21 protein-coding genes and 2 tRNA genes are annotated in these 22,423 nt (G+C 61.0%); 15 read left to right on the top strand and 8 right to left on the bottom strand.

The window, feature by feature from the left end:
* From tig to IGB42_RS01615, 12 genes are all read left to right on the top strand, one after another.
* Positions 1-1,308 carry a trigger factor gene (gene tig / locus IGB42_RS01670; protein WP_159665668.1) on the top strand — a complete coding sequence of 436 codons (1,308 nt, stop codon included), beginning with the start codon at positions 1-3 and terminating at the stop codon, positions 1,306-1,308.
* Positions 1,309-1,451: 143 nt separating this feature from the next.
* Complete coding sequence (gene clpP / locus IGB42_RS01665; protein ID WP_159665665.1) at positions 1,452-2,066, top strand: ATP-dependent Clp endopeptidase proteolytic subunit ClpP; 615 nt, start codon at positions 1,452-1,454, stop codon at positions 2,064-2,066.
* 54 nt (positions 2,067-2,120) lie between these two features.
* Entirely contained in the window at positions 2,121-3,389 is a 1,269-nt protein-coding gene (gene clpX, locus IGB42_RS01660; protein WP_159665662.1) for an ATP-dependent Clp protease ATP-binding subunit ClpX, read from the top strand.
* 120 nt (positions 3,390-3,509) lie between these two features.
* A complete protein-coding gene (gene lon / locus IGB42_RS01655) occupies positions 3,510-5,939 on the top strand; it encodes an endopeptidase La (protein WP_159665659.1) in 2,430 nt (809 codons plus the stop codon).
* Between the two features lie 83 nt (positions 5,940-6,022).
* On the top strand, positions 6,023-6,295 hold the full coding sequence (locus IGB42_RS01650) for an HU family DNA-binding protein (RefSeq protein ID WP_159665656.1): 273 nt from the start codon (positions 6,023-6,025) through the stop codon (positions 6,293-6,295).
* Positions 6,296-6,337: 42 nt separating this feature from the next.
* Positions 6,338-6,414 (top strand) — tRNA-Val (locus tag IGB42_RS01645).
* An 86-nt stretch (positions 6,415-6,500) separates the two neighbouring features.
* Positions 6,501-6,577: transfer RNA gene (locus IGB42_RS01640), tRNA-Asp, on the top strand.
* 138 nt (positions 6,578-6,715) lie between these two features.
* Positions 6,716-8,569: a SurA N-terminal domain-containing protein gene (locus IGB42_RS01635; RefSeq protein WP_159665653.1), complete on the top strand. Its 1,854-nt coding sequence runs from the start codon at positions 6,716-6,718 to the stop codon at positions 8,567-8,569.
* Positions 8,570-8,745: 176 nt separating this feature from the next.
* Complete coding sequence (locus IGB42_RS01630) at positions 8,746-8,958, top strand: hypothetical protein (protein ID WP_159665650.1); 213 nt, start codon at positions 8,746-8,748, stop codon at positions 8,956-8,958.
* Positions 8,955-9,380, top strand: coding sequence for a hypothetical protein (locus IGB42_RS01625; protein WP_159665647.1), 426 nt, complete (start codon positions 8,955-8,957; stop codon positions 9,378-9,380). The genes IGB42_RS01630 and IGB42_RS01625 overlap by 4 nt, the downstream gene beginning before the upstream one ends.
* A 106-nt stretch (positions 9,381-9,486) precedes the next feature.
* On the top strand, positions 9,487-9,915 hold the full coding sequence (locus IGB42_RS01620) for a DoxX family protein (protein WP_159665644.1): 429 nt from the start codon (positions 9,487-9,489) through the stop codon (positions 9,913-9,915).
* Between the two features lie 91 nt (positions 9,916-10,006).
* Entirely contained in the window at positions 10,007-10,795 is a 789-nt protein-coding gene (locus IGB42_RS01615) for a dioxygenase (protein WP_159665641.1), read from the top strand.
* An 82-nt stretch (positions 10,796-10,877) separates the two neighbouring features.
* Here IGB42_RS01615 and IGB42_RS01610 read toward each other — a convergent pair whose 3' ends face one another.
* Together IGB42_RS01610 and IGB42_RS01605 are read right to left on the bottom strand one after the other, a co-directional pair.
* Positions 10,878-11,822 carry a glycoside hydrolase family 16 protein gene (locus IGB42_RS01610; RefSeq protein WP_159665636.1) on the bottom strand — a complete coding sequence of 315 codons (945 nt, stop codon included), beginning with the start codon at positions 11,820-11,822 and terminating at the stop codon, positions 10,878-10,880.
* Positions 11,823-11,924: 102 nt separating this feature from the next.
* The gene (locus IGB42_RS01605; RefSeq protein ID WP_159665633.1) at positions 11,925-12,875 is read right to left on the bottom strand and encodes an AraC family transcriptional regulator; all 951 of its coding nucleotides are present in this window, start codon (positions 12,873-12,875) and stop codon (positions 11,925-11,927) included.
* Between the two features lie 80 nt (positions 12,876-12,955).
* Here IGB42_RS01605 and IGB42_RS01600 point away from each other — a divergent pair, with 80 nt between their 5' ends.
* Entirely contained in the window at positions 12,956-13,753 is a 798-nt protein-coding gene (locus tag IGB42_RS01600; RefSeq protein WP_159665630.1) for an alpha/beta hydrolase, read from the top strand.
* On the opposite strand, the gene IGB42_RS01595 is transcribed toward IGB42_RS01600, so the two are convergent.
* Positions 13,728-14,591 (bottom strand): polysaccharide deacetylase family protein, encoded by an 864-nt coding sequence (locus IGB42_RS01595; protein WP_159665627.1) that lies wholly within the window; start codon positions 14,589-14,591, stop codon positions 13,728-13,730. The genes IGB42_RS01600 and IGB42_RS01595 overlap by 26 nt on opposite strands.
* A 193-nt stretch (positions 14,592-14,784) precedes the next feature.
* Here IGB42_RS01595 and IGB42_RS01590 point away from each other — a divergent pair, with 193 nt between their 5' ends.
* Together IGB42_RS01590 and IGB42_RS01585 are read left to right on the top strand one after the other, a co-directional pair.
* On the top strand, positions 14,785-15,669 hold the full coding sequence (locus IGB42_RS01590; RefSeq protein ID WP_159665624.1) for a carbohydrate ABC transporter permease: 885 nt from the start codon (positions 14,785-14,787) through the stop codon (positions 15,667-15,669).
* Complete coding sequence (locus IGB42_RS01585; RefSeq protein WP_236822459.1) at positions 15,669-16,604, top strand: carbohydrate ABC transporter permease; 936 nt, start codon at positions 15,669-15,671, stop codon at positions 16,602-16,604. Before IGB42_RS01590 ends, IGB42_RS01585 begins: the two co-directional genes overlap by 1 nt.
* Positions 16,605-16,774: 170 nt before the next feature.
* Here the strand turns inward: IGB42_RS01585 and IGB42_RS01580 are convergent, their stop codons facing one another.
* The 5 genes from IGB42_RS01580 to siaA form a co-directional block, all read right to left on the bottom strand.
* Positions 16,775-18,472, bottom strand: coding sequence for a sensor domain-containing diguanylate cyclase (locus tag IGB42_RS01580; protein WP_159665621.1), 1,698 nt, complete (start codon positions 18,470-18,472; stop codon positions 16,775-16,777).
* 159 nt (positions 18,473-18,631) lie between these two features.
* Positions 18,632-19,423 carry a biofilm regulation diguanylate cyclase SiaD gene (gene siaD / locus IGB42_RS01575; RefSeq protein ID WP_159665619.1) on the bottom strand — a complete coding sequence of 264 codons (792 nt, stop codon included), beginning with the start codon at positions 19,421-19,423 and terminating at the stop codon, positions 18,632-18,634.
* Positions 19,424-19,432: 9 nt separating this feature from the next.
* Entirely contained in the window at positions 19,433-19,807 is a 375-nt protein-coding gene (gene siaC / locus IGB42_RS01570) for a biofilm regulation phosphoprotein SiaC (protein ID WP_159665616.1), read from the bottom strand.
* A 29-nt stretch (positions 19,808-19,836) separates the two neighbouring features.
* Positions 19,837-20,379 (bottom strand): biofilm regulation protein kinase SiaB, encoded by a 543-nt coding sequence (gene siaB, locus IGB42_RS01565; RefSeq protein ID WP_159665613.1) that lies wholly within the window; start codon positions 20,377-20,379, stop codon positions 19,837-19,839.
* A 54-nt stretch (positions 20,380-20,433) separates the two neighbouring features.
* Positions 20,434-22,422, bottom strand: a complete 1,989-nt coding sequence (gene siaA, locus IGB42_RS01560; protein ID WP_159665610.1) for a biofilm regulation protein phosphatase SiaA — start codon at positions 22,420-22,422, stop codon at positions 20,434-20,436.
* Between the last annotated feature and the right edge of the window lies 1 nt (position 22,423).

The raw sequence follows: 22,423 nt of genomic DNA, 5'->3' as shown, positions 1-22,423 counted from the left end.
ATGCAAGTACAACTGGAAACCCTGGGCCAGCTCGAGCGCCGTCTGAGCTTTGCCATTCCGCGTGAAGAAATCACCAAGCAGGTGGATGCACGCCTGAAGCGCGTGGCCAAGACTGCCAAGATCGACGGTTTCCGTCCGGGCAAGGCGCCGCTGAGCATCGTATCGCAACAATACGGTTTCCGCGTGCAGGAAGAAGTGCTGGGCGAAACCGTCGAGCGCTCGTTCGGCGAAGCCGTGACCAAGGATCAGATCCAGGTTGCCGGCTACCCGCGTTTCGAGCCGAAGGAAGGTGCCGATGCAGAAGGCGATTTCCAGTTCGTGGCCACTTTCGAAGTGTATCCGGAAGTGAAGCTGGTTGAATTTGCCGGCAAGGAAATCGAAAACCCGACGTTGACCGTCGGCGATGCCGAAATCGACAAGACACTGGAAATCCTGCAGAAGCAACGCACCCGTTTCGACCGCGTAGAGCGCGCTGCTGCCGAAGGCGACCGCGTGATCATCGACTTCGCCGGCACCATCGACGGTGTGGCGTTCGACGGCGGTACTTCGCAGAACTACGCGTTCCTGCTGGGCAAGGGCCAGATGCTGCCCGAGTTCGAAGCCGGCATCGTCGGCCTGAAGGAAGACGAAACCAAGGACGTGACCGTCAATTTCCCGGCCGATTACCAGGGCAAGGAAGTGGCTGGCAAGACTGCCGTTTTCGCCATCACCGTGAAGAACGTTGCCGAAGCCAAGCTGCCGGTGATCGACGCTGAATTTGCCAAGACCCTCGGCATCGAAGATGGCGATGTGGCCAAGATGCGCGAAGAAGTGAAGGGCAATCTGGAGCGTGAAGTGCGCTTCCGCCTGAAGGCGCGCGCCAAGGAAAACGTGATGAGCGCCATCATCGAAACCACACCGGTTGACCTGCCCAAGGCACTGGTTGGCCTGGAAATCGGCCGTCTGGCCGAGCAAGCGCAGGCTGACCTGAAGCAGCGCGGCATCGATCCGAAGCTGGTTCCGCTGTCGCCGCAGATGTTCGAGCAGCAAGCACAGCGCCGCGTGCACCTGGGCCTGGTGCTGGCCGAGCTGGTGAAGGCCAATGGCCTGGAGCCGAAGCCGGAACAAGTAAAGGCAATCGTTGAAGATCTGGCGCAGAATTACGAAGATCCGGCTGACGTGATCGGCTGGTACTACGAGAAGCGTGAACGTCTGGCCGGCCCGGAATCGATGGCGCTGGAAGACAATGTGGTTGAATTCGTGCTGTCCAAGGCCAAGGCTGTGGAAAAGGCCATCGGTTTTGACGAACTGATGGGCCAGCAAGGCTAAGCGAACCATCATTCGCACCTTGTAAAACCGGCGCGGCGCCCTGATGTCCATTTCGATGGCGCAGTGGTTACCGCGCCGCACTCATTCTTGCCGGCGGATACTGGATATCTGCCGGCTTATGTACCGAACCCAGGGGAATCAGGATGCAGCAATTTGATCCGCAGAACCTCGGCTATGTGCCGATGGTGATCGAGCAAAGCGGCCGTGGCGAACGCGCCTATGACATCTACTCGCGCCTCTTGAAGGAGCGGGTGATTTTCCTCGTCGGCCCGGTGAACGATGCCGTTGCCAACGTCATCGTGGCGCAGCTCTTGTTCCTCGAGAGCGAAAACCCGGACAAGGACATCCACCTCTACATCAATTCGCCGGGCGGTTCGGTGACTGCCGGCATGTCGATCTACGACACCATGCAGTTCATCAAGCCCAAGGTCTCCACGCTGTGCGTGGGCATGGCGGCCAGCATGGGTGCATTCCTGCTGGCAGGCGGTGCGGAAGGCAAGCGCTTTGCGCTGCCCAACGCGCGTATCATGATCCATCAGCCGCTGATCGGCGGGCTGCAGGGCCAGGCATCGGATATCGAAATCCATGCCCGCGAGCTGATCAAGACCAAGCGCCTGCTCAACGAATTGCTGGCCAAGCACACCGGCCAATCGCTGGAAACCATCGAACGCGATACCGATCGCGATAACTTCATGAGCTCGGCCGAAGCACAGAAATACGGCCTGATCGATGAAGTGCTGACTTCCCGCGCAAGCTGATTGCATTGATGTAAACGCCGCTGGCCAGGCCAGCGGCCACTGATTGGCTTCAAGATGACCGATAAAGAAAAACTCCTGTATTGCTCTTTCTGCGGCAAAAGCCAGCACGAAGTGAAGAAGTTGATCGCCGGGCCGGATGTGTTCATCTGCAATGAATGCATCGACCTGTGCACGGATGTGCTCAAGGAAGAGGCCACGCAATTGCTGTCGGCCGAGCCGACCACGCCCGATGGCCGCAAGCTGCCGGTGCCGACGGAAATCCGCAGCACGCTGGATCAGTACGTGGTGGGGCAGGAACGCGCGAAGAAGATCCTTTCCGTTGCGGTTTACAACCACTACAAGCGCCTCTCCACCAAGGGCAAGCTGGCCACGCAGGGCGTTGAACTGTCCAAGTCCAACATCCTGCTGATCGGCCCTACCGGCTCGGGCAAGACCTTGCTGGCGCAAACGCTGGCGAAGATGCTGGATGTGCCGTTCGTGATCGCTGATGCCACCACGCTGACCGAAGCCGGTTACGTGGGTGAAGACGTCGAGCACATCATTGCCAAGCTGCTGGCGCAGTGCGATTACGATATCGACAAGGCACAGCGCGGCATTGTCTACATCGATGAAATCGACAAGATCGCCCGCAAGTCGGAAAACCCGTCCATCACCCGCGATGTATCGGGCGAGGGCGTGCAGCAGGCGCTGCTGAAGCTGGTGGAAGGCACGGTTGCATCGGTGCCGCCGCACGGTGGCCGCAAGCACCCGAACCAGGAAATGCCGCAGGTCGATACCACCAATATCCTGTTCATTTGCGGTGGCGCGTTCGAGGGCCTGAACAAAATCATCCGCAGCCGTTCGGAAAAGGGCGGTATCGGTTTTGGCGCGCAGGTGGTCAGCAAGGACGAAAATGCCAACATCAGCCAGCTGCTGCATGAAGTGGAGCCCGATGACCTGATCCGCTTCGGCCTGATCCCGGAATTTGTCGGCCGTCTGCCGGTGATTGCCACCTTGGGCGAGCTGGATGAAACCGCGCTGGTTTCCATCCTGACCGAGCCGAAGAACGCACTGGTAAAGCAATACCAGCGCCTGTTCGAGATGGAAGAGGTGTCGCTGGACATCACTGAAGCCGGCCTTGCCGCGATTGCCAAGAAGGCGATGGAACGCAAGACCGGTGCACGTGGCCTGCGCTCGATCCTGGAAGGCGCGCTGCTCGATACCATGTACGAGCTGCCGGCGATGGAAGGCATTGCCAGGGTGGTGGTGGACGCACCGGTGATCACCGAGGGCGCCACGCCCGAGCTGGTTGCAGCAGAAAACGATCAGGCGGCAGCCGCCTAAGCCTCTGTTCTTGTGTCATTTTTAACGCCGCCGTGCACATACGTGCCCGGCGGCGTTGAATTTATGGCGGTGAGGCCACATTATCCCTTCACTGTCTCCCTTTTTAACAAGGCGAATCTCATGTCCGAAAACCATACCTTGCCGACCGAGTCCGCCGTGTATCCGATGTTGCCCCTGCGCGATGTCGTCGTTTTCCCGCACATGGTGATCCCCCTGTTCGTGGGCCGGCCCAAGTCGATCCGCGCGCTGGAAGCTGCCATGGAAGGCGGCAAACATATCCTGCTGGCGGCGCAGAAGAATGCCCAGAAAGACGAACCGTCGCTGGGCGACATCTATCCGGTGGGCACCATCGCCACCGTGCTGCAATTGCTCAAGCTGCCGGACGGTACCGTCAAGGTACTGGTCGAGGGTCTGGTGCGCGCCGATGTGACCGGCCTCTTCGATGAGGACGGCTATTTCCGCGCCGAGGCCATGCCGTTCGCGCCGGAAGAGAACGATGGCCACGAAGTGGAAGCCATGCGCCGCACCTTGCTGGCGCAGTTCGACCAGTTCGTGAAGCTGAACAAGAAAATCCCGCCGGAAATCCTCACCTCGCTGGCTGGCATCGAATCGGCCGGCCGTCTGGCCGATACCGTTGCCGCGCATCTGCCGCTCAAGCTTGAGCAAAAGCAGGCGATCCTGGAAATGCCCGATGTGAAGAAGCGCATCGAGCATCTGCTCAAGCAGCTGGAAACCGAGCTGGACATCCTGCAGGTGGAAAAGCGCATCCGTGGTCGCGTGAAGCGCCAGATGGAAAAGAGCCAGCGCGAGTACTACCTGAATGAGCAGGTGAAGGCCATCCAGAAAGAACTGGGCGAGCTCGACGAGAACGCCGATCTGGATGAGCTGGACAAGAAGATCAAGCTTGCCGGCATGAGCAAGGAAGGTCGCGAGAAGGCCGAGGGCGAGCTCAAGAAGCTGCGCATGATGAGCCCGATGAGCGCGGAAGCGACAGTGGTCCGCAACTACATCGATACGTTGCTGGGCGTGCCATGGAAGAAGAAATCCAAGATCAGCAAGGATCTGGGCGCGGCTGAAGACGTGCTTGATGCCGATCACTACGGCCTCGAGAAGGTGAAGGAACGCATCGTCGAGTATCTCGCCGTGCAAAGCCGTGTCGACAAGCTCAAGGCGCCCATCCTCTGCCTGGTAGGCCCTCCTGGCGTGGGCAAGACCTCGCTGGGTGAATCGATTGCGCGTGCAACGGGGCGCAAGTTCGTGCGCATGGCGCTGGGCGGCGTGCGTGACGAAGCCGAGATCCGTGGTCACCGCCGTACCTATATCGGCTCCATGCCCGGCAAGATCGTGCAGAGCATGACCAAGGTCGGCGTGAAAAACCCGCTGTTCCTGCTCGATGAAGTGGACAAGCTCGGCCAGGATTTCCGTGGCGACCCGTCGTCCGCGTTGCTGGAAGTGCTCGATCCGGAGCAGAACCATGCTTTCAACGATCATTACCTGGAGGTCGATTACGACCTGTCCGACGTGATGTTCGTGGCGACCGCCAACTCGCTGAACATACCGCCGGCACTGCTGGACCGCATGGAAGTGATCCGTCTGTCGGGTTATACCGAGGATGAAAAGGTCAATATCGCACTGAAATACCTGGTGCCCAAGCAGATGGAAAACAACGGCGTGAAGGACGGCGAGCTGGCCATTTCCGATGCTGCCGTACGCGATATCGTCCGCTATTACACCCGTGAGGCGGGCGTGCGTGCGCTCGACCGCGAGATCGCCAAGGTATGCCGCAAGGTAGTCAAGGCGCTGTTGCTCAAGCCGTCGGACAAGAAAATCTCGGTTACCCCGAAGAACCTGGAGAAGTATCTGGGCGTGCAGCGCTACGAGTATGGCGTGGCCGAACAGCAGAATCAGGTGGGGCAGGTGACCGGCCTGGCATGGACCGAAGTGGGTGGCGAATTGCTCACCATCGAGGCTGTGACCATGCCCGGCAAAGGCAATATCACCCGTACCGGCACGCTGGGCGACGTGATGAAGGAATCCATCGAGGCGGCCCGCTCGGTGGTGCGCAGCCGCGCTGAAAGCCTTGGTATTGCTGCAGATGCCTTCGAGAAGAAAGATATCCACGTTCATCTGCCCGAGGGCGCTACACCCAAGGACGGCCCGAGTGCAGGTATCGGTCTGGCAACCGCGCTAGTATCAGTTTTGACTGATATTCCGGTACGATGCGATGTGGCCATGACCGGCGAAATCACCCTGCGGGGCGAGGTACTGCCGATCGGTGGCCTGAAGGAAAAACTGCTGGCCGCTCACCGTGGCGGCATCAAGCAAGTGCTGATTCCGGAAGGGAACGTCAAGGATCTGGCGGAAATTCCGGATAACGTGAAACGCGGCCTTGCGATCCATCCGGTGAAGTGGTTCGACCAGGTACTGGGGCTGGCGCTGGAGCGTCAACCGCAGGCACTGGCGACTGCAGCAGAGAATACCGCGGCGATTTTGCCGCAAAGCAGCGCGAATCCAAGCGTTGATGCGGGCCAACAGCTGACCAAGCACTAGTTGACACGCGATTTTGCCGCTTGCTATAAAGCTCAAGCAATCGGCTGACCGGAACCATCCAACCAGAATGTAAGGGGACGTAAGTGAACAAATCCGAATTGATTGATGCCATCGCTGAATCTGCCGGCCTGTCCAAGGCTGCTGCTGGCAAAGCGCTCGATGCAACCGTGGACGCCATCTCCGCTGCCCTCAACAAGGGTGACGAAGTGACGTTGGTCGGTTTTGGTACTTTCTATGTTGCAGAGCGCGAAGCCCGTAACGGCCGCAATCCGCGCACTGGCGAGACCATCAAGATCGAAGCAGCCAAGCAACCTAAATTTAGGGCTGGCAAATCCTTGAAGGATGCAGTACAATAATTGTCTTTCGTCGCTGCAGGAATGTAGCGGCGATAGACGGATGGGTGGTTAGCTCAGTTGGTTAGAGCACCTGCTTCACACGCAGGGGGTCGATGGTTCGAATCCATTACTACCCACCAAAGTGATCTAGTAGTTCAGTTCCAAGCAAATTCGGTGAAAACCTCTTGCAAAGCTCCTGAAATCTGCTACAATCGCTTTCTCTTCTGGAGCGGTAGTTCAGTTGGTTAGAATACCGGCCTGTCACGCCGGGGGTCGCGGGTTCGAGTCCCGTCCGCTCCGCCAGAATTAAAAAGCCAAGCACAATGTGCTTGGCTTTTTTGTTTTCCGCGCATCAGTTCCGCAGCATTCCTGTAACGGTCGAGACAGCGCCTGACGCTTCTGGCATGATACTGCGCGAAACGTCGCGGAGCTGCATGTCACATGTTCGATTTTGTAGAAAGAAATAAAACTGCGGTACAGATCCTTCTGGGACTTGTAGCGCTTGGTCTGGTCGCCACCGCAGGTGTGGCTGGCCTGGATGCGTTCCAGGGCCGGAGTACCTTCCTTGCCAAGGTGGGTGGCACCGAGATCACCGAGCGCGAGCTTGCCGAAGCGGCGCAAGGCCGTCCGGTCAGCGAGGCCATGAAGCCGATGCTGCTGGATCAGCTGGTGCAACAGCACCTGATGCTGGCGCAGGCGCGCAAGCTGCATTTCGGCGCAAGCCCGCAGCAACTGCAGGAAACCATCTCCGCCATTCCTGCGTTCCAGGAAAATGGCCAGTTCAGCCCCAAACGTTACCAGGAGCTGCTGGCTGCCCAGCAGATGACTGCCACGCAATTCGAAAAGCGTGTGCGTGACGATCTGGCATCGCGCCAGCTGCTGTCGTCGTTCATGCTCAGCGGTATTCCTTCCAATGCAACGGTTGATCGGATTGCCAAGCTCACCGGTGAAAAACGGGAAGTGACTGCGGTGTTGATCAGCCCAGCTGATTACCTGGTGCAAGCTACGGTGAGCGATGCCGAGGTCAAGGCGTATTACGACAAGAACCAGGCCGAATTCAAGGCGCCGGAGCTCGTCAAGCTTGAATACCTGACGCTGTCGCAAGCGGCACTGGCCGACGCGCAGACCATCAGCGATGACGACGTGCAGAAATACTTCAACGAGCACCAGAAAGAGCTGACCCGCGAACAGCGCAAGGCCGCGCATATCCTGATCGCGTCCCCGAAGGGAGCACCGGCTGAAGAACAGAAGGCTGCCCGCGCCAAGGCAGAAGATATTCTCAAGCAGGTGAAAGCCAACCCGGCCAAGTTTGCCGAGCTGGCCAAGGCCAATTCGGATGACAAGGGCTCCGGCGAGAACGGTGGCGATCTGGGCTGGTTCGATGATTCGGTGCAGTTCGTACCTGAATTCAAGACCGCAGCGCTTAAGCTGGGCAAGGGTGAAGTGTCTGGCCTGGTGCAAACGCAGTTCGGCTACCACATCATCCGCGTGGACGACATCAAGACCAAGACACTGGCCGACGTGAAGCCGGAGATCGTGGCCAAGGTGAAGCAGCAGAAAGCACAGCTTGCTTTCCAGTCGCAGGTCGAGAAATTCAACGAAACCGTTTACCAGCAGGCAGACAGCCTCAAGCCGGCCGCGGATGCGTTCAAGCTGCAGGTGCAAACCAGTGGCTGGGTCAGCAAGACCAATGCGCAGGAACCGCAACTGAACAATCCCAAGCTGCTGGAAGCGGCATTCAGTGATGACGTGCTGACCAAGAAGCACAACACCGAAGGCATCGAAGTGGCGCCGGGTACATTGATTGCTGCCCGTGTGATCGAGCACAAGCCGGCACAGCAAACGCCGCTGGCGCAGGTGTCTGCGGATATCCAGGCCAAGCTCAAGCAGGAGAAAGCCTTCAAGCTTGCCGCTGCTGATGGCGCCAAAAAACTGGCTGCATTGCAGAAGGGCGAAAACGTGCAGCTCAAATGGACCGAAACGCGCGAGCTGTCGCGTATTGGCGAACGTAGCGTTGAGCCCAAGACCCTGGCAGCACTGTTCGCTGCACCAGCCGACAAGCTGCCCGCATATGCCTCTGGCGAAGTACCTGGCCAGGGCTATGTGATCTACAAGGCCATCAAGGCGGTACCGGCCCCGGCGTTGACTGCAGAAACGCGCAAGCGTCTGGTTGATCAACTGGCCCAAGCTTATGGCCAGGCTGAAATGCAGAACTACGTAAACGGCCTGAAGCGCGACATCAAGGTTGAATACGGCAGTGCCGTACCGCCACCGCAGGCTGCTGCGCAGCCGTAATTACGGTACGCATTACCCCATGACAAAGAGCCACGCAATGCGTGGCTCTTTGTCATGGGAGAAAGGAATGATGCAGGCTCGCGGCGGCTATGGCGCCATCCGGCGGTCAAGGGCATGATTTCACTGCCGCTGCTTTATATTCGGCCCGATTGCCCGCCCTGGCAGGAGAAACCGTCATGGCTATCGTTGCCGAATCCTTCGAATTGCTGTTCGATCCGCTTTGCGGCTGGTGCTACGGTGCGCACCCCATCGTGCGGGAAGTGATCGCGCAAACCGGCAAGCCATTGCAGTTGTCACCCACCGGCTTGTTCGCAGGCCAGGGCGGGCGCGAGATGGATGCCGCATTTGCCGCCTATGCGTGGCAGAACGATCAGCGCATCATGGAATGACCGGGCAGGTATTTTCCGGCAGCTATCGGGAGCAGGCACTGGGTGCCGGTGGCCGATTCGATTCATGGCTGTTGACCTGTGCATTCCATGTGCTGGAATCCGCCTCGCCCGCACAGGGGCTGCAACGGCTGGAGGCATTGCAGCAGGCGCGTTACGTGGCAGGGCTGGATGTCGGCAATGCGGCGGTGCTGGCGGACATCGCCATACAGCAAGGCATGGCGCGTGCTGCCTTCCTGCAGGCGCTGAGCACAGCGGATACCGCCCGGGCCGTGCAGCAGCGCATGGCAGCTGTCCGTGCCGCCATGCGCGCTGTTGGCGTGCTTGGCGTGCCGGCTTTGATCGCGCGCACCAGAGACGGGCTGCGGCTGATCCCGTCGCTTTACGACGCGGCCAGCCTGGCACAGATCGGCGTGGAGATCTGATTGTTCCATTTTTCGGGATTGATTGTGTGTTATCCGGCTGTTTATCCTGGGTGGGTACGGGGTTTAAAGTGCAGTCATTGCCCACTCGATACACCGGACCAGCATCATGACCAGCACCGCTCAAGCTCCTGGCACCAGCTACACCGCGCCATACGGTATTTTCCTGCTGCGCGCTGCACTGGGCGTGATGTTCGCCGCGCACGGGCTCACCAAGCTGCTGGTGTTCACGCTGCCCGGTACTGCACAGTTCTTTGCCTCGGTCGGATTTCCAGGCTGGCTGGCGTACCCGGCGACGTTTGCCGAAATTTTCGGTGGTGCATTGTTGTTGCTGGGCGTGATGCCGCGCTGGGTGGCCGCCATGCTGGCGATGCAACTGGCTGCTGCCTCCACCGTGCATTTCAGCAATGGCTGGGCGTTCGGCAATGCGGGCGGCGGCTGGGAATACCCGGTATTCCTGACCATTGCCGCAGTGGCAGTTGCCTTGCTGGGCGACGGGGTATTCACCTTGCGCACCAGCCCGCGCCCGGGCCGCTAAGCGCCCACGCAGGCTACCGGGAGGCGGCGCATGCCGATCAAGCCGCCCTCCGGCGCACCGATCCATCATCCGATCAGCAGAGGAATACATCATGACCCGCTTGCCTACCGTTTTCGTTTCCCATGGCTCGCCCATGCTGGCCCTGGGTGCCGGCGAAACCGGCACCGCCTGGCGCTCGCTTGCGCAGGCGCTGCCCACGCCGCGCGCGGTGGTGATGTTGTCTGCCCACTGGTCGGCGCCGGTGCCGGTGGTGGGCATTGCCGTGCAGCACGATACCATCCACGATTTCGGCGGTTTCCCGCCGCCGCTCTACGAAGTGCGCTACGACACGCAGGGCGATCCTGCGCTGGGCGCGCAGCTGGCAGCCGGCCTGCAGCTGGCCGGCTGGCCGGCCCGTACCGATGCCGAACGCGGCCTCGATCACGGTGCATGGGTGCCGCTCAAGGATATGTATCCGGCTGCGGATGTGCCGGTGGTGCCGATCGCCATCAATAGCCAGCAAAGCCCGGAATGGCATTATCGGCTGGGGCAGGCGCTGGCTGGCCTGCTGCCGGATGACGTATTGCTGGTGGCCTCGGGCAGCCTCACGCACAACCTGTACGAGATCGAATGGGGCCGGGACGGCGAAACGCCACCGCCGTATGTCACTGCGTTCCAGGACTGGTTCCACGACAAGCTCAGTACCGGCGATGTGGCCGCCTTGCTCGACTATCGCAATCAGGCGCCGGAGGCTGCACGTGCCCACCCGAGCGAAGAGCACCTGTTGCCCATTTTCGTTGCCTTGGGGGCCGCCAGCGCACAACCGGCGGTGACCCGGCACTTTGCCAAGGTGACCGAGCGTATTTTGGCGATGGATGTGTACAGTTTCTCACGGGATTGAGCGTATGAAAAACCGGCCATCAGGGCCGGTTTTTCCATATGGACAGCGAACCGCAACCCTGTCTTGTGCCGGATTTTGCCAGCTACAGATCGCAAGGCGACGGCAGCGCCGGTTTCGCTGCCGGCACGGTATCGCTGAACGCCACCTTGTGCTGGCGCAGTTCGGCCACGCGGGCGTTCACGTGTTCGGGTGACAGCACCGCATTGGCTGCATGGAATACCCAGTCCACGTCTTCTTCCCAGCGGCGTTTTTCCTTGCTGGCCAGCAGGCCTTCCGCGGTGAACCACAGGTTGAAATTGATCGACATCGGCACGCGCGGGTAGCTGGGCTTGCCATGCCGGCCGCTATAGATGCCATCGACGTAATACACGGTTTCGTCATTGGCCACCTGCACCAGCAGCGTGTGCCAGCCTGTCATGTTGTCGCGTTGGGTGTGGCTCTGGTTCACCGGCTTGAACACTGGTTGCATCTGCACCGTTTCCCAACTGGTCATGAAGAAAGCCGGGCCGCTTTCACCCCAGCCGCCGTTATGCAGGTATTCGAAATCGATTTCGCTGAAATCCGGGTCCATGTCCCGCGCCAGCGGGCTGATCATGTAGAAGGTCTGTACCGTCTGATCACCATTCGGGCCCGATACCGGTGCACCGGCAAAGCGCACGCGCGCCGCGTAGGTGCCGGCCAGGTATTTGCGGGCATGGCATAGCTGCGCCTGTGCGGTCTTGCTGCCGTCGGTTTCGGCATTCATCCGCAGCAACCGGTTGCCGGCCTGCTCTGTATCGTCAACCAGCGCAAAGCGTTCCACCCCCCAAGCCGCACCAGCGACCCCCGGCCAGCCCGCTGCGGTACGCATGGTCCAGCCGTTGCCGGCTAGCTCGCCGGTGCTGCCGTAGCTGAAATCGTCGAACAGCTCGCCCTTCGCATCGGCGCTGGCTACCGCTGGCGCTGCCGGTTTTTCCTGGCAGGCTGCCAGGGCCAGCACGCATATGAGAGGCAGCAACTGCCGTACAGGCTTGACGGGAATGTGCATTGCCGGATGCTCCTTGCTCTGTTCATTGCTCCGGGCGGATCCGGAGTGGTGCCGTGGCCTGGCGACCGGATAATCAGCTGCCGGGTTACCACCACTGGTGATTCAAAGCAGCCACGATTCGGCATCGCGGTAATCGCGCGGGGTCTTGCCGGTGGCGCTGCGGAACGTGCGGGTGAAGTTGCTGGGGTTATCGTAGCCTACGCGGCTCATGATTTCAGTAATCGGCAACAGCGTATCGCGCAGCAGCGTGGCAGCCATCTGCATGCGCAGCCCGATGATGTAGGCGCGCACGCTCTGGCCGGTGACGGTGCGGAAATGCGTGTTGAGCGTGGTGCGGTTGCTGCCGCATAGCCGGGCCAGTTCATCCAGTGTGATGCTGGTGTTGTAACGGTCGTGCACCACCAGCAGCGCCTGGTCCAGCCGGCTGCCGCTGGCTGCGGGCATGTGATCCGCCGGTGCGGATTCCGCCAGCACGCGCAGGTGGAACAGCAACTCGATCAGCCAGGAACGCGCGCGGCAGGGCCAGTCGCCATTGCGCTGCGCGCGGCCTTCCTCGGCGATGCGCGCGAACGAGCTGGCAAGCTGTTTTTGCGCCATTGGCGGCAACGGCAGCGGTTTTCCCACCCGTGCCACATCCAGGAACAGGCGCAGCAGATACGCATCCTGGTTGGTGGTGCCTTCAAACCACTCGGTGTCTTTGAGCACCTGCGGCGAGAAAAATGCGCTGTTGACGATATTGGGGTGGAAATACGTGGTCTCCAGCACCAGCCCTGCGGCCCGCAACACTGCCGGGCGGCTTTGCTCGTCCAGCAGCAGCACTGCCGGCGCGGTGACGATGATGGGCTCACCGCCATGCGCCAGCAGGCACGACCCCTGCTGTACATGCACGATGGCAAAGCGCGGGTGCGTGGCATCTGCCATCAGCAAGCTGTTGCCCGCATGTACGGACAAGGGCAGCAGGTAGCCCGGGTAGATATCCCGGCCCAGTATGCCGGGTGGGGGCGCGCTGGCTTCATCTTCACTGATTGTCGTTTCGCACACTTCGATGGTCATCTGGCTCTCATCCCTGTTCCTGTTCCTGCAATACGCTTGTTGCCGTCAACCGGCGTGTTGCCGGGTTCACGGAGAAAATCATGTCTGCAATACATCGCTACGCCCATAGCGGCCATGCCATTCGCGCGGCGCTGCTGACCTCGCTGCTGATAGCAGCAGGTATTGCCATTGCTGCGCCAGCGACATCGCGTGCCAAAGCCGCCAGGGTATCGCCCGTTGCTGTAGCATCCAATCCAACCCCGAAGCCTGTACCGGCTGGCCGCGTGGTCAGCTTCCAGACCGATGACGGCGTTACGCTGTCCGGCGTGCAGTACGGCCCGGCGGATGGCACACGGGTGGTCATCTTTTCCCACCAGTACAACCGCGACCAGAGCAGTTGGCTGCCGCTGGCGGTACGGCTGGGCGATGCGGGCTACACGGTGCTCACTTACAACTTCCGCGGCTATGCGCCGTCGACCGGCAAAGTGGATGTCGCCATGCTGGGCCAGGATCTGAAGGCCGCGGTGGGCTACGCGCGTGCCCATGGCGCCACGCAACTGGTACTGGTAGGCGCCAGCATGGGCGGCCTCGTTACCGTGCCGGTTGCGCTGGAGGTGCAGCCGGTGGCCTACGTGGTGATCGGTGCGCCCGGCGCGTTTGGTGGCATTGCCGCAACGGATCAGGCGCTGCAGGCCTCAACGGCGGCCAAGTTGTTCATCAACAGCAAGTACGATAGCTATCTGGCCGATACCCGCCGCATGCATGACGCTGTAGCGGACCGCAGCGAGATCGACATCTATCCGACCGGCCTGCACGGCGCCGACTTGCTGGAAGGCCCGGACGGCGAGGCCGTGCAGCAACGCATTGCAGGCTTCATTGCGGCGCACTTGCCGCTTTAGCCTGCGGCGCGCGGGGCTGCGCCGGCAGCCCCAGCAAGGCATCGACGGTGACGAATTCGTACCCGCCGGCTTTCAGCCACGGGATCAGCGCATCGACGGCCGCTACGGTCTTGGCACGTTTTCCGCCACCGTCGTGCATCAGCAGGATGGCTTCCTCATGCATGTGATCTTGTACGCTGCGCTCGATATTGTGCTTGCCGAACAGCATGCGGTTCTTGTTCCAGTCCTGCGTATCCAGCGACCACAGGATGACCTTGATGCCGTGGCGGCCCAGGTCTTCGATCTGCGCATCGCTGATCTCGCCATAGGGCGGGCGCATCATTGCCGGCTCCCAGCCCAGCATGCGTTTGAAGGTAGCTTGGGTCTTGCCGATTTCGTCATCCCAGAAGGTAGTGCTATCCACCCCGGCCAGATGCGGGTGCGTGTAGGTATGGTTGCCCAGCGTATGGCCTTCACGCCACGCACGCTCCACTGCCCACGGGCGCAGTTCCATGTTCTGGCCCATGAAGAAGAACGTGGCTTTGACGCCGTGTTTTTTCAGCACGTCCAGCAGCGCGCCGGTGTATTCGCTGGGGCCGTCGTCAAAGGTGAATGCCACTTGGCGGCGGTAGGTGGGGCCTTCCAGCCACAGGTTGTGCGGGTACTTCGCCGCTTGGCGCTCCATTTCCTGCAGCGCCACCTGGTCCCAGTTCGGCAGGAAGCCGGTGCGGATGGTCTGGCGGGGCTTGACAGTGCCTGCAGCCACCGTGCCCGCGGGCAGCGGCGGGCGTGGCCACCACTCCCAAGCCCACCACGCGGCAAGGATCAGCAACAGCAGCACCACAGCGGCAAGATACATTTTTCTCTGCCCGGACAACGGTTTGTGTAAAAGGCGCATGCGGTATGCCAGCGAGATGGATGGCGCCATTATGCGCGAGTCATCAATGCACGGTGTGCATACGGGTCATGCATGTGACAGCTTGACGCAAACTGTACTTTGCCGGAAAACATCACGCAGGTAATCCAGTCTCCACCCGACAAGAGGAAGGGCCATGGCCAAACCCGGGGTCCACCGATATACCGCCTACCTGTTCGTTTTACCCTTCCTGCTGCCGTTTGCGGTATTCAGCCTGTGGCCATTGCTTTACAACGTGTGGCTGTCGCTGATGGATTATTTCCTTGCCGAACGCATCACCGCGTGGAACGGCCTGGCCAACTACGTGACCCTGAGCGAATCCGAATGGTTTGCGCAGGGGCTGAAGAATTCTCTGTTGTTCCTGCTGGTGGTGCCATTGATGCAGGCGGCTGCGCTGGCTCTGGCGCTTTTGGTGCAGCAGAAGCTGCGCGGCATCAGCTTCTTCCGCGCGGTGTACTACCTGCCGGTGATCATTGCGGTGTCGATTGCCGGCGTGGTCTGGCGGTATGTATTCCATTACGAGGGCATGCTGAACGGCGTGCTGTCGTTCACCGGGCTATGGCCGGGCGCAGCGGTGGACTGGCTGGGTGAGCCCAAGGTGGCGCTGTATGCCACCATGCTGTTCTCGTTGTGGAAGAACGTCGGCTATTACATGGTGCTGTATCTGGCCGGCCTGCAGGCGGTGCCGCGCGCATTGATTGATGCTGCGCATCTGGATGGTGCCGGGCCATGGCAGCGCTTGCGCCATGTCACGCTGCCCACGCTGCGGCCGGTGATCCTGCTGTGCACCTTGCTGTCCACCATCGGTGCGCTCAAGGCCTTCCAGGAAATCCTGGTACTCACGGGTGGGCGCTCCGATACGATCACCTTGCTGATGTTCGTATACAGCGCGGCTTTCCGCGGACAGAGCTTCGGCGTGGCTGCCGCCGCCGCGGTGGTGATGATGGTGGTGTGCTTTGTGATCGCGGCAGCGCAGTTCCGCCTGTTCGGCCAGAAAGGCATCTGGGGGAGGGAAGTGTGATGGGCGCCGAACAGATCACCACCAGCCACGATATGCCAACGCAGCCGCCCGTGGTCACTGCTGGTAGCGGTAATCACAATGGCAGTCGCAATGGCAGCTGGCGCAACCGGCGCTGGCCGGCGTGGCTGGGCTTGCCGGTGCGTTATGCCGGCCTGATTTTTTTTGCTGCTGTCACGGCGTTTCCCTTCCTGTGGGCATTGTCGGTTGGCTTATCGGTCGATCCATCGGGCATCTGGCAGTTTCCGCAGGCGTTCTGGCCGCAAGATCCGGGTTGGTACTGGTTTGGCCGCGTCATACACGACATGCCGTTTTTCACTTACCTGAAAAACTCGCTGATCATGGCCGGCATGACCGTGGTGGCCACGCTGGCGCTGGCAATTCCCGCCGGTTATGCACTGGCGCAGATGGAATTTGCTGGCCGCAAGCTGCTGTTCGGCGTGCTGCTGGCCACCCTGATGGTGCCGATGGAGGTGGGCATCGTGCCCAATTTCCTCACGCTCTCCGGCTTGGGGTGGATAGACAGCTACGCAGCGGCGGTGTTGCCCAACATCGCCAGCGCATTCGGCGTATTCCTGATGAAGCAGTACTTCGAGGAGCTGCCAGGCGAGGTGCTTGAAGCGGCGAGGGTGGATGGCGCCAGCGAATGGCAGGTGCTGTGGCGCATTGCCGTGCCCATGTCGTGGCCCGCGGTGGGCACGCTGGCGATCTTTACGCTGGTCACCGCGTGGAATGATTACCTGTGGCCGGCAGTGGTGCTGTACGACCGCATGAAAATGCCCATCACCGTGGGTATCTTCAACGATCTGACCGGGCCGTTCGCGGTATCGACCAGCCTGGTGATGGCAGCCATCATGCTGGCCATGTTGCCGGTGCTGGCCTGCTTTGCCATCACGCAGCGCTTGTTCCTTGCCGGGGTGATGGATACGCGCGCCTGAGCGCTTGTCATACGCCCCACCGTTATCTGTAGTGACCGGTAGGAAGCGCCCGGCCTGACCGGGTTCTCATCGGCTGCAGAGGGGCGAACCGCAGCGCTGGCCCACAAGAGTGGAGATTGGGTCCGTCAACCATGCAGCGATGGGCACTCAGGCGGTGCAGTGATAGCGCTTCACTCATCGAGAAAAAACGGCTTGCAGCAATTGCGACCTGCATACTTGGCCGCATAGAGCGCCACATCGGCACGCTGATAGGTGGTATCGATCGCTTCATCGGCATAGGCGGGCACCGTCACGCCCAGGCTGATGGTGACCTGGATGGTTTTCTCGCACACAACCACGCGTAGCGCTTCCACCTGTTTGCGCAATCGTTCCGCGGTGGCCATGGCGGTGGCCGGGTCGCTGCCTGGCAGCAATACCACGAACTCTTCACCACCCACGCGCGCCAGCCGGTCGGTATCGCGCAGGTTGGCCTGCAGCACGCTGGCCACCTGGCGTAGCACTTCATCGCCGCCACCATGGCCGTTCAGATCGTTCACCTGCTTGAAGAAATCGATATCGATCATGATAAGCGCATAGAAGCTACCGCCACGCCGCTGGCGCGCGCGCTCCTGCTCGATGGCGGCAAACAGCGCACGGCGGTTCAGCGCACCGGTCAACGCATCGCGCGTGGCCTGTTGCTGCAGTGCCAGCGTGCTGCGGCGCAGCCGGTGGAAGGTAAGGATCAACAGCAATAACAGCGCAACGACGATGCCCGCTGCCGGTCGCAATTGCTCCACCACATTGAGCAACACCCTGCTGCGCGGCACCTGGTAGACCAGCCACCAGTCTGCCTGCTGTACCGGTACCGCGATCAGGTAATTGCGGCCTTCCGGCTGGAATTCGCCTTCGGTGGATAAGACATCCTCGAGTGCTGCCGCCGGCAGGCCCAGCATGCCGGCCAAGCTGGGGGGCGCTTTGCCGGCAGCAATGCTTTCACTGCTGGCAATTACCGTGCCTTGTGCCGCGCGGCCGCTTTTTCCCTGCACCACGAACAGTCGTCCACCCGCCAGGCGCTCCTGCTTCATGTGTGCGGCCAGGAAATCCAGCCGGAGGTCCGCACCGACGATGCCCTTGAAGGTATTGCCCTCATAAACCGGTGCGCCGTAGCTGATCAGGCTGCCCTGGCCGATGCCGGCCGGGTACGGTCTGCTCCAGCAAGGCAGCCGCTTGGGGTTCTGCGCGGGTTCGCCCTGCGTGATGAAGCGCTGCTGCTGCAGTTGCCGGATCATTGCCGCGGTATTGGCCGCACGGGTTTGCAGCACCATGCTCTGGTGCGAAACCCACGGCGATATTGCTTGCATCGGCTGCACCGAATCGTAGTAAACCGCTGCCAGCTCCGGGGTGGCCCGCAGTGCGGCACGGTGCAGCGAAAACAGCCACAGCGCCATCTGTACTTCGCGCTGCAGTTGTTCATCCGCAGCTGCGAAGCTGCCCAGCCCGTAGATATTGCCCACACGCATCGTCACCATTGTTGCCGGCACATGGTTGAGGCCGAAGCTGCTGGCGCTCGCATCATCGGCCAGATACGCATATAGCGGGGAGGGGGGCAAGGCGGTATGCGGTTCGAGCAATGCTTCGGCAGCTTCACGCTGGCCGCTGACCTGATACGCCACTTCCCCCAGCTTGTTGCCGATGGTCATGGCCCGCGCGTTCAGCGCTTCGCGCAGGTCGGCCAGTGCGGCGCTCTGCTGTGATTTGAATGGCAGCAGCATGAGCATGGTCAGGATGACCAGCAAGGCCAGGAAGGCGGCAAATGACAGCCAGCCGGCCACGCCACGCGTGGCGGAAAAGCGCAGCAGCAAACGCGACAGGAAGAATGGGCTGCTCATCGGCATCGCACGAGTTTGGCGGTCTGATCCTGCTTTGGATAGTGCCGCAAATGCGCTGCAACAGGCCGGAAGATTCCTACATGGCTGGCGGTATTACCGACAGGCGGCAGACAACAGCACGCTCCCGCAGGCTGGCAGACCGGAAAGGGCGGATTGGCGCTAGCGCTTGCTGGCGACTTCGCAGCGGTTGCGGCCGCTTTTCTTGGCGCTGTACAGCGCCGCATCGGCGCGGTTGATGGTGGCCGACAGGTGATCGCCGGGCAGGTGGTCAGCCACGCCGAAACTGGCCGATACATGCAGGCGCACGTCACCAGTGTGCAGGTGCAGGTCGGTGATGGCGCTGCGCAGCCGCTCCACCACTTCCAGCGCGCCGGCGGTACCGGTCTCGGGCATCAGGATCAGGAATTCCTCGCCGCCCCAGCGCCCGCACAGATCGTATTCGCGCACCGCGGATGACAGCGCCCGGGCAATTTCCACCAACACCGCATCGCCTTGCTCGTGGCCGTATTCGTCGTTGATCAGCTTGAAATGGTCGATATCGGCCAGCACCAGCGTCATCGGCCGGTCCAGCCTTTGCAGGCGGTTCGATTCGGTACGCAGCGCTTCCATCAGCATGCGGCGGTTGGCAAGGCCGGTCAGCGCATCGTGGTTGGATGCCTCCTTGAGGGCCTCGTTCAGATCACGCATCACCGCCTGGTAACGATCGGAAATGCGTGCAATCTTTTCCAGTTTTTTCATCTGGCGGCGATAGCGCTCCAGTAGCGACTGGTTCTGCTCGCGCGCCATGCTCTGGTAACGGTCTGAAATATGCGTGATGCGTTCGATCTGATGCAGCTGGCCGCGAAATTCGCCATACAGCTCATCCAGCGCCGCGCGCAGCGGATGTCCGGCGTACTGCGGGTCTGCCAGCAGCGTTTCGATGGTGCCATCAAGAATCCGGCCGTCTTTCATTGCAGCTGCCTATTGCTTGATGATGTGGAACGGGAAACTGCAGTCTTCCCTGAATTCTTCGGCCAGTTCGGCCACGCGTTCGTTTTCCTGGTCGTAGTGCCAGTGCACGGTCACTTCGCGGCCGTTGGCGTGTGCGTCTTCCAGTGCATCGAAGATATCCATCATCACCTTCACACTGCTGGTGTTCAGGTATAGCAGATGCAGGTTGACGGTAAGGGGGGCATCACCGGAGGCCAGGAAGCCATCCACCCACTCCAGCAACGGTGAAAACAGCTCGAAAGAGTTTTCCGGATAGGAGTCCCCGCGCATGGTCAGCAGGCCGGCCGCGTGGTCGGTATGGATTTCCGGGGTGGCTTGCGTAGCCGCGATACGGAGGTCGGTCATCAGGCTTGTTCCTTGTTGCTCAATATTCTTTAGATCACGACACGCAAGCTGAAAAAGGCGCGGCCATCGGGCAGTTCGCGCAGCACGCAGGCCAGCGGCTGTGAGGCACGCCGCGCCATGTCGATGAGGCCAAGGCCGGCGCCGCTGCCGGTTTCTTCGTCGCGCGGTTTGCGCAGTTGCATCTTGTACGCGGTCTTGAGCGCATCCTTGTCCAGTGCGGCAAGGCCGTTCACCTGTTGCGCCAGCGCCGTACCATCGACGGCATCAACCACATTGCCGGCGGAGACGACATAGCGGCCTTCCAGGTCGCGGGCAATCACTACGGTCGCACATGCCTCCAGATCATCCCAGCCTTTGCTGGCGGCGTAGTGGCGGATGTTTTGCGTCATCTCGATATAAGCGCCGAATACATCGGTGGCTGCAGATGCGGCGGCATTTTCGCCTTGCAGGTAGTTACGCAGCGCCTTGCCGATTTCCTCGATCAGGCTGCGCGTCAGCGGCCCGTTGAAGCACAGCAGGATACGCTGCTCGTTATAGGTTTGCTGCAATGCATGCAGGTCTAGCACTTCCATATGGTTTCCCTTCGTGGGGCTCTGGGCCGATGGGCCTTGATCGGGCATGGCAATTCAATCCAGCTGGAAACTGATGATGGTGATGTCGTCACGCTGCGCATGCTCGCCCTGGTACGCAGCCAGCGTGGCGGCAAATGCCTGCGCCTGTTCGGCCAGCGGCAGGCGGGCATACTGGCGGATCATGTCGGCAAAGCGCGCGTTGCCGAAGCCGAAGCCCTTGTCGCCGCCGGCCTGGTCCAGAAACCCATCGGTGGTCAGGTAAAAACGGGTTTCGGCTGTGGCTTCGATGCTTGCATTGCCGAACTCGCCGCGGTGACGGTCGCCGATGGCGCGGCGGTTGCCGGCAATCACCTGCACCTCTTCGCCATCGTGGTAGTAAAGAGGGATATGTGCGCCGGCAAAGGTGACTATCTGCGTGCTGCGGTCCACCCAGGCAAAGCCGGCATCCATATTGGTGGCGATCATGTCGCGCTGATCGCGCGTGAGCTTGCTGCGTACGATGTCGTCCAGCCGGGTCAATAGCGCTGCGGGGTCCTGCACGCCGGCCTCGAGGATGGCCTGGTCTACTGCGGCAGTGGCCAGCATGGTCATGATCGCGCCCGGCACGCCATGGCCGGCGCAATCGATCACGCCAACCAGATAACCGCGCGGGTGCGGGCGGTACAGGTAGAAATCGCCACCCACCACATCGCGCGGCTGCCACAGCACGAACTGCGAGCTGCCCAGTGCCTGCGTCAGTTGCTGTTCGGGCAGGATGGCGCGCTGGATCAGGCTGGCATACGCGATGGAATCGCTGATCTTCTTGTGGGCAGCCACCATGTTCTGGTTGGCCACGATCAGCTCGCCGGTGCGCTGGCGTACTGTCGATTCCAGCTCTTCGGTATGGCGCTGGATCTTGCTGGCCATGCTGCCGAATGCGGTGGTCAGCGCGCCGATCTCGTCCAGCCGCGCAGGCGGCAAGGCCACCGCGTAGTTGCCATTGGCAATGGCGCGGGCCGATTGCTCCAGCTGCAGCAACGGCACGATCAGCAGGCGGTTCACCGCATAGATGAAGGCGAGGATGGCGGCAATGAACAGCAGCAGTGCGGCCAGTGCAATCGGCAGCAGCAGCTTGCTGTCGATCACCTGCGCGGCATCCATGTCCACCGCGGTGACCACATGCCATTTCAGTTCGGGGATATAGGACATGGCGAAGCGCTGCGGCTTGCCTTGCAGCTGTGCTGAAAACAGCGTGGCATCCTGCGGCTTTGCAACGGAGGCGGCCATCGCCTGCTGCGCCCTCGCCACGTCTTCGGGGCGTGCCAGCAGGCCGAACAGTGATTTGTCGTAACCCGCCTGGCGCACCGCTGAATTGAGCGCAATGCGTTTGTCGTCCGGATGGGCCTGGATGGCGCCCTTGGCGTCGATGACCATGGCAGTCACGCCTTTTTCGCCGCTGCCGACAAAATCCTTGAGGAAGGTCGACAGATCCAGCCCCGTGCCGGCAAGTCCGATCGGCTTGTCGCCATCCTTCACGATCACGTTGAACCAGATCTTGGTCAGCCCCAGCGCCACGTCGTGATCGACGTTGATGTTGAAATCGTGCGTGTCCTTCATGGTGCCGAAGAACCAGCCATCGTTGCTGGTGGCAGGGTTGAGCGTGTAACGGGGGGCGGTGCTGAACGGCGATTTGCTGTCGTTGAAATAGTAGTTGTTCGATAGCGCCGAGATCAAAAAGTACGAGTGATCACGGAAATCCTGCCGGTAGCCTTCCGCCTCGGTAAACGCTAGCGTGCGCATGTCCTGACTGTTTTCCGCCAGCAGCCAGCGGCGCGTGACTTCGGAATGGGCCAGCCGCAATGACAGTGCCAGCTCGCGCGATACCGGCGCCAGGATGCGTTCACGGTTGAGCAGGGTGAAGTTGCGGGCAAAGGCATCGCCTAGGTGAGTGCGGATCGAATCGATGGCTTGCCAGCCCAGTGCGCCGGCCAATACCAATGCCAGCAGCGCAGTGCCCAGCAAGGCCACCAGTGACTTGCCGCGCAACCCCAAACGAAACCCCATG

Origin of the sequence: Andreprevotia sp. IGB-42, from assembly GCF_009848685.1 — a bacterium.
Lineage (GTDB): Bacteria > Pseudomonadota > Gammaproteobacteria > Burkholderiales > Chitinibacteraceae > Andreprevotia.
The sequence above is the reverse complement of the archived record's forward strand: the minus strand, read 5'-3'. Positions and strand labels throughout refer to the sequence as shown.

Coding starts and splice junctions, on each gene's coding strand:
- siaA (WP_159665610.1), bottom strand. CDS start 22,422: ATGGGGTTTCGTTTGGGGTTGCGCGGCAAGTCACTGGTGGCCTTGCTG.
- clpX (WP_159665662.1), top strand. CDS start 2,121: ATGACCGATAAAGAAAAACTCCTGTATTGCTCTTTCTGCGGCAAAAGC.
- lon (WP_159665659.1), top strand. CDS start 3,510: ATGTCCGAAAACCATACCTTGCCGACCGAGTCCGCCGTGTATCCGATG.
- IGB42_RS01580 (WP_159665621.1), bottom strand. CDS start 18,472: ATGAGCAGCCCATTCTTCCTGTCGCGTTTGCTGCTGCGCTTTTCCGCC.
- clpP (WP_159665665.1), top strand. CDS start 1,452: ATGCAGCAATTTGATCCGCAGAACCTCGGCTATGTGCCGATGGTGATC.
- IGB42_RS01605 (WP_159665633.1), bottom strand. CDS start 12,875: ATGACCATCGAAGTGTGCGAAACGACAATCAGTGAAGATGAAGCCAGC.
- IGB42_RS01635 (WP_159665653.1), top strand. CDS start 6,716: ATGTTCGATTTTGTAGAAAGAAATAAAACTGCGGTACAGATCCTTCTG.
- IGB42_RS01585 (WP_236822459.1), top strand. CDS start 15,669: ATGGGCGCCGAACAGATCACCACCAGCCACGATATGCCAACGCAGCCG.
- IGB42_RS01595 (WP_159665627.1), bottom strand. CDS start 14,591: ATGTATCTTGCCGCTGTGGTGCTGCTGTTGCTGATCCTTGCCGCGTGG.
- siaB (WP_159665613.1), bottom strand. CDS start 20,379: ATGGAAGTGCTAGACCTGCATGCATTGCAGCAAACCTATAACGAGCAG.
- siaC (WP_159665616.1), bottom strand. CDS start 19,807: ATGACCGACCTCCGTATCGCGGCTACGCAAGCCACCCCGGAAATCCAT.
- IGB42_RS01625 (WP_159665647.1), top strand. CDS start 8,955: ATGACCGGGCAGGTATTTTCCGGCAGCTATCGGGAGCAGGCACTGGGT.
- IGB42_RS01590 (WP_159665624.1), top strand. CDS start 14,785: ATGGCCAAACCCGGGGTCCACCGATATACCGCCTACCTGTTCGTTTTA.
- IGB42_RS01615 (WP_159665641.1), top strand. CDS start 10,007: ATGACCCGCTTGCCTACCGTTTTCGTTTCCCATGGCTCGCCCATGCTG.
- IGB42_RS01600 (WP_159665630.1), top strand. CDS start 12,956: ATGTCTGCAATACATCGCTACGCCCATAGCGGCCATGCCATTCGCGCG.
- tig (WP_159665668.1), top strand. CDS start 1: ATGCAAGTACAACTGGAAACCCTGGGCCAGCTCGAGCGCCGTCTGAGC.
- IGB42_RS01620 (WP_159665644.1), top strand. CDS start 9,487: ATGACCAGCACCGCTCAAGCTCCTGGCACCAGCTACACCGCGCCATAC.
- siaD (WP_159665619.1), bottom strand. CDS start 19,423: ATGAAAGACGGCCGGATTCTTGATGGCACCATCGAAACGCTGCTGGCA.
- IGB42_RS01610 (WP_159665636.1), bottom strand. CDS start 11,822: ATGCACATTCCCGTCAAGCCTGTACGGCAGTTGCTGCCTCTCATATGC.
- IGB42_RS01630 (WP_159665650.1), top strand. CDS start 8,746: ATGGCTATCGTTGCCGAATCCTTCGAATTGCTGTTCGATCCGCTTTGC.